The sequence below is a fragment of the Nostoc sp. CALU 1950 genome, assembly GCF_051172895.1.
GTDB lineage: Bacteria > Cyanobacteriota > Cyanobacteriia > Cyanobacteriales > Nostocaceae > Nostoc > Nostoc edaphicum_A.
Genome location: NZ_JBDNJQ010000089.1, coordinates 21,244 through 33,744 on the forward strand (window position 1 = coordinate 21,244; position 12,501 = coordinate 33,744).

The 12,501-nt window shown below is 41.7% G+C and carries 7 protein-coding genes and 1 pseudogene; 4 read left to right on the forward strand and 4 right to left on the reverse strand.

All coding sequences use genetic code 11. The annotated features are described in order from the left end of the window. Positions 1–218 precede the first annotated feature (218 nt). Positions 219–1,695: pseudogene (locus tag ABF638_RS22545) on the reverse strand (IS5 family transposase). A gap of 157 nt (positions 1,696–1,852) precedes the next feature. Between ABF638_RS22545 and ABF638_RS22550 the strand changes: the two are divergent. Next, the gene (locus ABF638_RS22550; protein WP_435025210.1) at positions 1,853–1,975 is read left to right on the forward strand and encodes a PEP-CTERM sorting domain-containing protein; all 123 of its coding nucleotides are present in this window, start codon (positions 1,853–1,855) and stop codon (positions 1,973–1,975) included. 204 nt (positions 1,976–2,179) lie between these two features. On the opposite strand, the gene ABF638_RS22555 is transcribed toward ABF638_RS22550, so the two are convergent. Genes ABF638_RS22555 through ABF638_RS22565 form a run of 3 tightly spaced genes read right to left on the reverse strand, consistent with a single transcriptional unit; the run spans position 2,180 to position 9,943 of the window. After that, positions 2,180–5,134 carry an RNaseH domain-containing protein gene (locus ABF638_RS22555; RefSeq protein WP_435025211.1) on the reverse strand — a complete coding sequence of 985 codons (2,955 nt, stop codon included), beginning with the start codon at positions 5,132–5,134 and terminating at the stop codon, positions 2,180–2,182. A gap of 39 nt (positions 5,135–5,173) precedes the next feature. Then, positions 5,174–8,803 carry a hypothetical protein gene (locus tag ABF638_RS22560; protein WP_435025212.1) on the reverse strand — a complete coding sequence of 1,210 codons (3,630 nt, stop codon included), beginning with the start codon at positions 8,801–8,803 and terminating at the stop codon, positions 5,174–5,176. Between the two features lie 3 nt (positions 8,804–8,806). Then, a complete protein-coding gene (locus ABF638_RS22565) occupies positions 8,807–9,943 on the reverse strand; it encodes a hypothetical protein (protein WP_435025213.1) in 1,137 nt (378 codons plus the stop codon). A 144-nt stretch (positions 9,944–10,087) separates the two neighbouring features. Between ABF638_RS22565 and ABF638_RS22570 the strand changes: the two genes are divergently transcribed. From ABF638_RS22570 to ABF638_RS22580, 3 genes are all read left to right on the forward strand, one after another. Beyond that, complete coding sequence (locus ABF638_RS22570) at positions 10,088–10,453, forward strand: helix-turn-helix domain-containing protein (RefSeq protein WP_435025214.1); 366 nt, start codon at positions 10,088–10,090, stop codon at positions 10,451–10,453. Between the two features lie 4 nt (positions 10,454–10,457). Beyond that, entirely contained in the window at positions 10,458–11,006 is a 549-nt protein-coding gene (locus ABF638_RS22575; protein ID WP_435025215.1) for an ImmA/IrrE family metallo-endopeptidase, read from the forward strand. A gap of 168 nt (positions 11,007–11,174) precedes the next feature. Continuing rightward, positions 11,175–12,350 (forward strand): homospermidine biosynthesis protein, encoded by a 1,176-nt coding sequence (locus tag ABF638_RS22580; RefSeq protein ID WP_435025216.1) that lies wholly within the window; start codon positions 11,175–11,177, stop codon positions 12,348–12,350. Positions 12,351–12,501: the final 151 nt, after the last annotated feature.

Below are 12,501 nucleotides of genomic sequence, written 5' to 3' on the forward strand. Positions count from 1 at the left end.
GGCCATTTGTTTCCATAGTTTGTTATGCGTATGACTTACGCCAAAACCCTCACTAAATCACATTTGTCCATATCCCCTGGCTTCTCTGTACAGAGTTAAAGTTGGGTGGTAGAGCTAGCTATGGTTTTTTATACTTAGGGGTTGCTGAAAAAGTCATGAAACAGCAATTTTAAGGGTTGACCAGTTATGCAAGGAAGGTCAAAGATAGCTTGATACTATCAATAAATAGCTGAATTATAATTTTCAGTTATATTAAACTTTGAAAAAAGTCTATTTTTGAAAAATAGACATAAAAAAGCATAAAAAACCCGTGACAGGTGAGTAGAAAGATTCATGACTAAAAAAGTAATAGCAATTGCCGTTTCAGAAGTATGAGACAGTTTCGCCATCACTCGATTAAGACTAAATCTTCTTTTACGCAAGTCCCGAATTTTCCCTCAATACAATTACGAATCCTCTCGGATTCTAAATCTTGCTTCTTTTTTTCTTTACTAATATTAGCTGGAGGTCTTCCTAAAGGAGGTCCGCTCATGATAATACCTCTTTCTTTACACCAAGCGCGATTCTCCCTTGTTCGATAAATTTTATCTACATGAACAGATTCTGGATAATAACCAGTATAATTTCTAAAGGCTTCTACTTGAGCTTTTAAGTCTCCTGATTCATTATAATTATCCCAACTAATGTGGTCTAAAAATACAAATCCATCAAAACAACTAGCTGACAATTTTGCACCAAATTCTACAGTTTTTCCGGCTTTGCCTCTGACGATTGGACGAATGTGTGGTTGGGCTAAACTAACAATACGGTCATCAATACTCTGTTTTTTATTTTCATACAACCATAGTTGTTGGCGATAGATTTCTGCAACTACAAGCAGCATTTTATATTGTCTATTAGTTAAATTTTCTAAACTTGCTCCAGAACTAATTAGCTGGTCAATATGCGATAAGTTTCTTTTAATATATTGGAGTTGCTTTTTTATTGCTTTTCTTCTATCTTTTTGAGATACACGGCGTTTTTTCGCTACTTCTAGGTAGTCAATTCTTGCAATTTCTCTATAAGTTCTTGGCTTTTTCTCCAATGTTCCCTTTATCTGTTCAAAAAGTAAGTCGATAATTATTTCTGTCTGCAATAAGCTTGATTTAATAGTCCTAAATCTGTCGGATAGCTAATATCACCTGGCGCACAAGTTGCATCTAATATTAATTTTCCCCGATTTTTTAGCTCACTTACCTCTTTTTCTTCTGTTGAGTCTGTTTTTTTTTCAGTGCAAATCGAAGATGCAGCCTCTAGCATCTTCTTTACCATTTCTTGATTAATTTTGTTAACTAAATCGGCACTGATTCTTTCACGAAAATGAACTAGCATCGATGCGTCAAATGGAGCTTCATTATTATAAGATGACATCCCTCTAAAGTACTGTAGATAAGGATTCTCTTGGATTTGTTCTACTGTTTCTCTATCGCTTATGCCTAGTTTTTCTTTGATGATTAGTGCGCCTAATGCCATCCGAAACGGTTTTGCTGGTGCCCCAATCTCCAAAGATAAACAAGAAGAATATTCCTCTTCAAATTCTGTCCAAGGTATGAAAGAAGCCATAATCACCCAACGATTATCTTCTGATAACTTTCCCCCGACCGCAAGTTCAAAGTTTTCTGCTGAGATTGGATTTTGCCCCTGTTTTCTGTACATGGTTACAAACAGTACACTTTAGTACTGTTGGTCACGGTGATGCAAGGATTTTGGGCTATTCTACCCTCTTATCTTGCACCTGAATATACTTCTTTGGTCAGATAATCTAGAGACTGCAAGCTTTTCTTTCTTCTTCAGCAACCCCTACTTAGATAATGTGAGTGTAAAATATGAGACTGTTCCTGTACCTGAGCCATCAACTATTGGAGGAATAGCAGTTACATCTGGTTTGTTGGGAATATGGTTGAAGAAAAAGAAGGTAATTAGCTTGAAAGAATAGCCCTTTTTTGTCACTCTTGGAAAACAACAGAACGTAAATTCCTCAAACTACTATGTGCTAGCTATGAGGGATTTTGTCATCTACTGCTAAGGGTTATTTAGTTAATTCCACTAACTATTTATTTTTGTCTCGCCTCAAGCCAATTAGTCAAAAATGTAGTTATTCCTCAAGTTTGTCAATAAAAGCAGAATACTACTTATTGAATCAAACTTCTACACCAAGAATGCATAAGTGATCCTTGATTAGTTGTTTGCCTAAATGCATTGGATATGGTGAATGAATATTACCCATAGACCACGCTGGTGAGATTCGTAAGTAGTGTGGCACTCGGCAAAGTGATTTTAGGCTTTCTTCTGTTTTTTGGAAATCTGGATGAACGAAAAAGGGTAATATTTCTAGCATCTGCTGGTGCTTGAATGCAATATTTACACCATATTCGTCATTTTGCGAGTCGAGCATATAGAGTTCGCGTGCTGTTGGGGTATCTTGGGCTTTTTGTGTTTTGGGTAATCTTCCAATAGAGAAGTAATGGAGCAACTCAGGTATCGATGTATCATAAAAACCACTTAAGTGAATTAAATCTCGTGCTGGAGAATTCTCATTCCAAGTTTGTCGATTGGTGATGTATTGAGTTGTCTCGTCGCCAGTGCGGAAGCGAATTATTCCTAGAAGGTTCCCAAGTTGGTTATGGTCACGAGGATATACACAAGAATGACCTGGAACGTGTTGGAAGTCTAAGATATCCCGTTTTGCAAGGAGATATTCATTTTTTAGTTGAAACCAAGCTTGACCTCCGTTTTCTTCACCACGTTCATTACGCCATACATCGGCTTCGATTAAGACAAGGGTGGGTTTTTCGCTTACTTGCGTTAGTACATCCGCCGCAAACTTTACAAGCTCTATTCCTTTTAACTGAACTGTTTTGTAATTGCGATCGCGGCGTACTCGTGAGAAAATCTGTCCCAGTTCAATCCCCACCTGTGCGTAAGGAATCCAATTGTTGCGATCGGGAAATAACACATCAACTGCACCATTTGCCCGCAGACGAACAGCTAAGGCATAGTGAATATTCTCTTGACCTTGAGTAGCTTTTCGGCGACAAAGGGCAATTACATCTAGATTTTGGGCGATTTCTTTGGGTATTCCTGCCCCTTCATAGACTTCTGAGAGCAGTCCATAGAGTGCCCCAACTTGGCGTAGTGTTACATCCAGTACAGCATTCAGAATACGTCCTTCTGTCTTCTTGCTGTAAGATGGCGATGTATCTGTGCTTTCATCTTCTTTGTCAGATGATTTTGGTTTAACTGTTTGCACCATTTGAGAACCGATTTTTTCTAACACACAAGCTTCACGAACTACTCTATAAATACTTTGTTTAGGATGAACTCCCTTCTTTTTTGTTTGTCCAATCTCAACGATTGCAAAACAGTAAGGCTTAGTAGTAGGGTCAATTAAAGCAATAACCTCATGTTTCAAAAAGTTGCGCCATGCATCGAGTTTTATTTGATGCTGCTTGCGGATTTGGTTATCAAACTCCTGACGATCTTTAGGTGCAAGTCCGTCTGTGTCGAGGGGTTTCAAAAGATTTGGATCGTTAATCCACACAGATGATACTTTGATATGCTCTGGAAAATCTTCTCCTTCATTGAGCAGGAAAGCATCACGCAATGTCTGGTAAGTTACATCACAGGTATCTCGTTCGCGCCACAGAATAAAAAGATGTGTGGGTTTTCCTTGCAATGCCCGCTTAATAGCATCAGCAATGATCGTTTGTCTTTCTTGACGACGGTTATCTACACGTTGCTTAATTTCTTTTTCAGTCAGCTTTTCTTTTTGTTGTTTTGTAAAATTTGGAGGTTGAGAAATATATTCGTAATCACGCATCGCTAAGGGTGTTTTTTGACCAGATGGAGCAGGAATATCAGATTGCATTGGATTATCTGATATTAAAACACCGTCTAGAAGCTCTAACACTTGAGAAACAATATCACCGCGTTCCTGTAAACTAAATCCTGGTTTAATACTATGTCCTCTTTTATGGTTTTCATGTTCATACTTGTATCCTTCAGCATGAACTAAATAATATTCATCTCTATTCCAGTTAGGATGATTATCTAAATTGCCGTACCTAGAAGGGTTGCAACGAATGTTATCAGTTATTTCAAGGGGACGCGCTTTGAATGCAGCTAGCAAATTTGGTAATTGAAATTTCCACAGATGACTATCTTCTCTTCCACTGTTATCAATGGTAAGACGGATCAAAGTTGAATCTACTTCGTAACCAGATAGACGTTCCTCATTCATCCCCATCAGCACAGAGATATCACGACCATAATTAGTTTCAATTAATGGCTCATGAGCATATCGTTGGCAACTTAAATGCAAAAAAATCCACGGTTTAAGCTTGCCATTTTTGTTGAATCGTCCGGCTTGAGTCTGAACGCGAAAATCTAAGCGATAAACAAAATAACCTTCCCTTTCGTTGCCATAGTCATCTGTGTACAGTGCCGGAAACGCTTGACTGACTAAGAATAGTCCAGTACGACCTGAGCCATCGCCTTGTACCTTGCGCCACTGGATTTCTTGCTCTCTTTGCCCGGAGCGAATAATACATTTTTTTTCATGCAGCAATGTTGCCAAGAAACTAGGAATGGCTTGGTATCCCAGTCCTTTTTCGGCATTGATGTTTTGAATGAGCGTTTTTGGAGTAATAGGTTGCCAATTCCAATTAGTAGGAATTATTGCCATGTTTTCAAGTAAGCGATCGCAAACACTATTCACCTGATCCGTTTTCCCCTTACCATCAAATTGCTTTGCCCACTCCTGCGCCCAAATAATCACTAACTCATGTATTTGCTCAGGTGTTGGAACTCGCAACGGATTTTCAACCGTTCCCACAGCTAAAGCTCGATAATTGCCTGTACCAAAGTATTCAAAACCATGTGTCAATGTTGATGCACAGGCAAGCAATCCATTGTTTAACTGTCGATATGGTATCCAGACCTTTTTCTTGCGATTAGATAAGAGAACTTCTTCCATACTGTTACGAAAATCCGCAACAATTTCTGCAAATGGAAACTCAAGTACCGCAATTTCCAAATCTGTAAGAGCATCTTCTGCAAGATTCATTCTGGCAGGTAAGACAATAGGAGGTTGCACGTCTTTTTTAGGTATTATGTATTCCTTTATACAAAAAATTTACCAATGTAGGTCTTCGATTTTTTCTAATGCATCGGCTAGAGGCTTGTAAAGTGCATTTCCCACTGTGTTTTCCTCGCTGGCGTAGTCGCAGATTCGTAGAAGCATAGCAACCAGAAGACTTGTCTCTTCTGTATCTAGTTCAGATAATTCTGGATCAGCTATCCTCGCAGCACTCTTAGGTGCCCAAGCCGCATCGACAAAATAACCACGAAATGGGACACCTCCACGCAAAAGACGACCAACGGCTTGAATAACTAATCCAGCAGTAGTTGCAGCAAGATCGAACCGGGGAAAAGCAAGTAATTCCTGATTATCGCGCAGGGTTTTATAGTAGGAACGTTGTTCAACCGATCGCCAGTAACGCGCCGCTAATTGGCGTACCTTTTCTGCACGTTGTACAATTCCGTCTCCTTGTTGCCATGCTAGAAAGTCTGCTCTATCTGCCCACTCTAAAGCGCGACGGTTCATTTCTTGGGCGATCGCCTGTGTATCATGTGGGTGTGGATATGGACGAGTCAGAAAGTAAATAGCACCAAATGCCGCTTTACCATTGGCATTCAAAATATTGAAACCACGCCCGATCGCATTCATAGGAGCAACAAGAATCTTTCCTTTAATTTGCCCAAAAGTCTCAATGTCTGCACGATTGAGCGCACCTTTATCAGATGGTTTGGCAAATTTCGCTAGCTCATCAAAGTCATCTTCCGTGTATGTCTTTATATTGTCAGGAACTAGGTGATAAACAAAGTCCTGCATACTTGACCAGCAATTGCGAATTTCGTTTGCTGACCAATGAGCTTGATCGTAGGAGTTGACGAGTAGAAGAAGGCGATCGCGATCCCTCCAATGGTTACTTAAATCATTTTCGCCAAGACGTTTTAATTCCCTGAGTTCTTGCCCCAAATGGCCTGTACCGTTGCTGCCAACTAGCGATCGCGCTATTTCCTGAAACAAGCCCATTTTCTGCCGTTCGGGGCTACCAGAAATGCGGAGGGGTTTGTTCTTTTGGTCAAATTGGGGAAGAAATTTGAAGTGGCTTTGAGCGATCGCATCTCTCGCTCCCTGTTCTGGCATTAAAACCCCTTGGGGATTACCAACGTGAAAGCTGGTAGAATCTGGTAAGTAGGATGTTCCAGAAAGTGCCAGCACATTAGGGCCACGTTGACCGTTAAAATCTGTTAATAAACGATGAAAGTTTAAAATGTAGCAGCGTCCAATATTGGTGTAGGCAAACAACGTCAGCGCATTATTGCTGGAGCTTTTATTGTCGTCATTTCCTCTGGAGTAATAAGTGCCAAACTGTCGTCCTGTGGGAGGCAATGGCAAAATATTCAACATTGCAGCAGGCATCCGACGATGGGGTGAATCATCGTTGATTGATTGAGGTCGATTATGCCATTCATAAAAAACAATTCGAGTGTGCCGATCTAAAAGAGCGATCGTCAGCGCAAATTGGAGGCGATAAGCCAATGTTTCAACAGTATCTACATCTGGCTCATCCCCGTTCGGTGAATGTCGCTGTTGTTGAGTTGATTGTTGCAAATTTTGATTGCGATTCTCCAATTCTATTCGCAGTTGCGCTAAACGCCGTTCTGTATTTCGGAAAAATTCGATAATCCAAGCTCTGCAAGCCCTGTAGATATTCTCATCTGAAGCACTTTCTCCAGTACTATTGATTTCTTGCATAAGACGCGCAAGGCGAAAGACTGGATCTCGGTTTGGGTTAGATGAAGGCTGCATCCGTAACGGATCATCCTCGTTGAGCAGTGCATCAAAATAACGCACAATTGGCTGTACAAGTCGAGCATTTGCTTGTGAAAGCGCATCAGATGTATCTGGATGTTCAAATTCTTCCAATCCAGCAAGACGACGGGCAAATTTGAACAGAAGGGAGTTAGGTGTAAAGTAACCTCGTTTTACCCATTTTCGGAGAAATTGATGTCCAACCTGTTTATCGAGTAGGGTTAATGTTGCTGTAATTGCTTTTTGTGCATCACGTTCTGCTCCAGTCCATCGTTGTGTTGATGGAGGCATAACACGGTTAGTTTTTGAGAATTGTTCTGTTTTCACGCCAATATCATCAAAAACGCCGCTATTACCACCGTCAGTAAGAACCACCTCCTCAGCATAAGTGTCATCAAACCACTTGATGATTGTTTCTATTTCATCAAAGACCACAAAATCTGATTGTTCATTGACGAGTTCACCGATTTTGAGCGGGCGCAAGTCTAAATGACGGGGTAATCCTGCCATTGCCATCGCGCCAGGAGTTGTAATCCAAACACGAGCATTTGGCATATCACGATAAACCTGTTGGGATGGGCATTTATCAAAGAATGGACACAAATAGGATGAACCGAGGTTTTTACTTCGCTTGCTGCGATCGCTTTTAGGCATTTTTTTGAGAGTATGACAGGGTTCAATTCCCGCTTTAAGAGCTTTGCCGTCTAGAAGTTGAATAAAATCACGCTCTTTTAGCTGACCTTGGAGAGGACAAGCTGTGCCTAGCCAACGTTCACCCCAGTGAGGCTGTCCGCGTTGTCGATGTTCCTGATAATCTTTTGAGGCAGAGAAACTCTGAAGGTGTGCATCGCGTTTACTGCGCCCCAAAATTGGCACTGCGACTGGATGATCATTCTCTGGATCGTTACAAAACCACCAGTTAATTTGATTCGCTAGTTTAATCGCTGATTGCACATCACTAACGACTAATGTGATCCGGCGATCGCAATGATGCCGCAGAATGTTAACACTGAACAACTGCGAAACCGTCGTTTTTCCAGAGGCAACCATACCTGCAATGTTGGTGAAGCCATCTAACTCAAGAATTTGCTCCTCTTGCGGAAACAGTGTTCCGTTTTCGTGAACTTTGTGGAAGTTGATTTTGCGAAAGCGATCAACCCAGTGTCCTCTAGCAGTTTGATCCCAGGCATATTGAAGCGCTAAGGTTTCTTCTCGCTCATCAATCCATGCTGCATCTAGCTCTAAATCTGAAATCCGAAGCGAAAACGAAGTCCGAGAACGAGTTGTAGCAAACCAAGGTAACGGCTGTATTTGTGCATTTAGTACCTGCTGCTGCGTAAATCTGACTGGTACTATAACTGTCTCTTCTCCTGTCTTTGCCTCAAATTGATAAGTGGTTCCGGCTTCTACTCGTTTAACTTTGCGAAGCCGGAAATCTAAATTGCTATTTAAACAACGTTCATACAAATCTTGATGAACTTGATGCCGGAGATTTTTGGCAGCATTAATAATATAGCTATCCCAGTTTTGCGGAGTGAATTCGTGATAGTTACGCCAATCTAGAGGAATCCTTAGATAAGAACGCAGTGCGCCTAACCAAGCGAAACGGGCAGAAAAGGGAACTATTTGGCGAGTATTGGCGATCGCTCGACGTTCCATCTCATTCAAATTCTGTAAGCGTGGATGTCTCAAAGGCATTCCACTCAAGATTGCCCAAGGTGCGGTGATTGGCTCATCATCAATTTCCAAATACTCCATGAGAGCAAAGCCAAGCTCTACTTGAAGCAACAATTCAGCTTGAGTACGATCCAAACCTGCTTCCTTCAACTGTTCGAGGCGGTCTTGAAACTCGGTCGGTACTTCAAATAAGCTCATCTGGCTCATAAACTATTTTCCTTCCCGCAACTGCTCAATTTTATGGATAACCCTTTCCTCAAATACAGCATCACTCAGAGGATGGGTACTGCTTGGCAGCTTTGTCGCCTGTTCACGGAGAATTTCGAGGTAGTTCTCTCGTTGTTGCAGGCGTTGGATGGGAATAACATAAAAGCTTTCGTCATAATGCAGATCGCCCTCACCAAATAGAGGCGTAAGCTTTAGTGCTAAATTGTAGGGGCTTCGGTAATCTTTAATATCTACAGCCCAGGTTGATTGGTCACAAAAGCGTAGTTGTAAGTCATAGCGATCAATACCTGGATAAAGATGGATGGTACAAAGCTGATCTGAGTATTTGCTTTGAAGTTCTTCCAACACTTTAAATAAGCGCATCTCAGGTATACCCGGTAAACAAATACGCAAATGGATACCAAACTTCAGACGACGCAACCCTTGTTTCCAGGTAATTTGTCGAATAAAGGGCAAATTTTGGCGATGATCGTTGCAAGCACTAGGTTTAATACCACGTAACTTTCCATACTTTTTAAACAAAGGGCCGCAGCGATCGCAATTCCAACAAGGCTCATTTTCTTCACACTCATCGTAGAGTTCGCCAACTTCTTGAATATCAATATGTCGAGTTTTGGAAAATATTTTGCGAAGCTGTGCCGGAGTTGTGTATGGATTCTCAATCAAAAATAGACGCAGCAAAACATACTCCTGCTGAACACGCTCAGGATCGCTATCGTTGTTGTAAAGTTCTTGTAACCGTTCCAAAATTCTCTGAAACTGGAAATTCTCTATGGCAATTTGCTTGGTTAAAGTGGTGGCAAACTCTGACAACTTAGTTTTTTCAAGTAGTTCCTCATATAAATATCGACTTGCTTCTTCACTCAACCCCCATTCATAAAGCAGACCAAAATCAGAGTCAAACTCTTTTGGCAGTAAGCGCCCTGGATACCAAGTTTTTACAGGTTTTTCGAGTAATGCTAAAAGACCAGTTAGAGTCCGTGGGTATGTTACAGCAGTTAACTCTAGAGCTAGTTTATTAAGAGCATGACGGAGCAGTTCAGGATATAGATATCTGCCATCTCGACGGACAAACTCTGCTAAACCAAGGATGAGATTATCAAATTCATTACTTCCCATTGAAGGTAATCCTTCATTTAGAGGATTTTTTTAACAGCACGAACTTTTTCAAGCGTGATACATTTGTTTTATAAAACATACATTATTATTTATTTTGTGTCAAATAAAAAGCAATTTATTCTTTTGTAAGACAGGGGCAAAGGAATGGGAAGTTATCTAGATATAGAACGGTTAGCAAGCCTAGTCCGCAAAAAACGCGGCAGCAGAGGACTACGGGAAACATCGGCGGATATTGGTAATGTTAGTCCATCCACTCTTTCACGAGTAGAGAGTGGGAAAATGCCGGATATGGAAACTTTTCTGGCACTTTGTAACTGGCTAGAAGTGCCACCTGCGGAGTTGTTTAGAAGCTCAGAGGACGATCATCTGGATACGCCTGAAGCGATCGCTATTCAACTACGCGCTGACAAAAATCTTGATCCAGCGATCGCTAATGCTTTAGCATCCTTAGTCAAAGCAGCGTATCGTGATCTGTCTCAAAATAATGGCGAATTGAAGCAAGATCCCTAAATATATGCCATTAATTCAAAGTCTATCGCCGGAATTTAGGCAACGCTGTGAAGCGATCGCAACTGAACAACGAAGCTTACTTCGAGTGCGATCGTTTGAACCGTTACCCGCAGACATTCTAGCAACCAAGTTAGGAGCAAGACTTTTTACACCCGATCGGGTTCCGAATTTAGAGCCAGAGCAAGTAACACTGCTACTTGCTAGCGATGGGTGGTCAGGAGCGATTATAAGCGATCACCCACTCTGGATTGTATACAACCCACGTCATGCACTTACACGGCGTGAATCAAATTTGATGCATGAAATAGCTCATGTATTGCTGAATCATAAATCCGTAGGCTTTGATCCTGTAACTGGATTACCAAAACGTAAACAAAACAATGAAGATGAAGCAACTTATCTAGGGGGATGCCTTCAAATTCCTAAACGTGGTCTACTGTGGGCGACACAACGAAAGATGCTGTTACCTCAAATTGCAGGACATTTTGGTGCTAGTGAGCCTATGGTGCAATTTCGCAGTAATGTGACTAATGTGCCTGTGAAATGCTTATAAGATTTCAAGACAGCTAGTTATAGAAAAATCCCAAAAGGGCTGAAAAAGGTTTATTTTCCTACTCCCCACTTCCTTTTTTAAGATAATGATCAAAAAGTATTGCTGTCACTTTGGCTGAAAGCTAGATAACATTAGATTCGGGCGTGTTTACTGTTCGGGAGTGCCAAAATGTCTAAACAGCTGGGTCAAAAAATCGCACCCACACCTATATCAAATGATATCAATGTGGTGGATTTGATTGATCAATACTTCACCGCTTACAACTCAGCGCGGTTGCGGGAAATCTGCCAGCTACTGAGTCGCGATGTGCTAACGGAAGGCGTCACGGTGGGAGTTAGCCTTTCCGGTGCGATGACGCCAGCAGGATTCGGGGTTTCAGCGCTTGCGCCCTTAATTCGCAACGGCTTTATTGACTGGATGATTAGCACTGGTGCAAATCTTTACCACGATATGCACTATGGATTGGGTTTTGAACTCTTTGCTGGTAATCCATTTTTGGATGATGTGAAACTTCGCCAAGAAGGCACGATCCGCATTTATGACATTATCTTTGGTTACGATGTGTTGCTAGAAACTGATGCGTTCATCCGCAAAATTCTCCAAGGAGAAGCGTTTCAGAAGCGGATGGGAACAGCTGAATTTCACCATTTACTAGGTAAATATGTCCGAGAAGTAGAAAAGCAATTGGGTGTGCAACATTCTTGCTTGTTAGCTACAGCTTATGAGTATGGCGTACCTATATATACGTCTTCTCCAGGAGATAGCTCAATTGGGATGAACGTGGCGGCTTTAGCATTAGAAGGTTCGCAGTTGGTGATAGATCCATCAATTGACGTGAATGAGACAGCAGCGATCGCATATAATGCCCGTGAATCAGAAGGTAAAAGTGCGGCTGTAATTCTCGGTGGCGGTAGCCCTAAGAACTTTTTACTACAAACTCAACCGCAACTTCACGAGGTCTTAGGATTAGAAGAACGAGGACACGATTACTTTATACAATTTACCGATGCGCGTCCAGATACAGGCGGTTTATCTGGAGCAACCCCATCGGAAGCTGTCAGTTGGGGTAAGATTGACCCGGATGAGTTACCTAACACAATCGTTTGTTATACCGATAGTACGATCGCTCTACCACTGGTGACAGCGTATGTGTTAAATAAATGCCAGCCTCGTCCCCTGAAGCGTCTGTACGACAGGCGAGAAGCCATTTTAGATAAACTGCAAAAAGACTATCTAGCAGCCAAAACTCAACCATCGGATAAAGTTCCAGCAGCAGTTGCTGAAAGTGCTTCACAGCAAACAGCGACTTATCCCTGTGGCCGGCTGATTCCGAATTCTCATTAGGGGAATAGGGAGTAGGCCCGGATTTCTCACCACACCTCTCAAAGCTTGTGTAGGCGTTTGATGGAGCAGAGGAGAGTTCAATGTGCCAAGTTCAATCCCCTCTGCCCCTCTGCCCCTCTGCTCCATCAAACGCCTGAAGCTTGTGAGAAAT

Coding starts and splice junctions, on each gene's coding strand:
- ABF638_RS22560 (WP_435025212.1), bottom strand. CDS start 8,803: ATGAGCCAGATGAGCTTATTTGAAGTACCGACCGAGTTTCAAGACCGC.
- ABF638_RS22565 (WP_435025213.1), bottom strand. CDS start 9,943: ATGGGAAGTAATGAATTTGATAATCTCATCCTTGGTTTAGCAGAGTTT.
- ABF638_RS22570 (WP_435025214.1), top strand. CDS start 10,088: ATGGGAAGTTATCTAGATATAGAACGGTTAGCAAGCCTAGTCCGCAAA.
- ABF638_RS22575 (WP_435025215.1), top strand. CDS start 10,458: ATGCCATTAATTCAAAGTCTATCGCCGGAATTTAGGCAACGCTGTGAA.
- ABF638_RS22580 (WP_435025216.1), top strand. CDS start 11,175: ATGTCTAAACAGCTGGGTCAAAAAATCGCACCCACACCTATATCAAAT.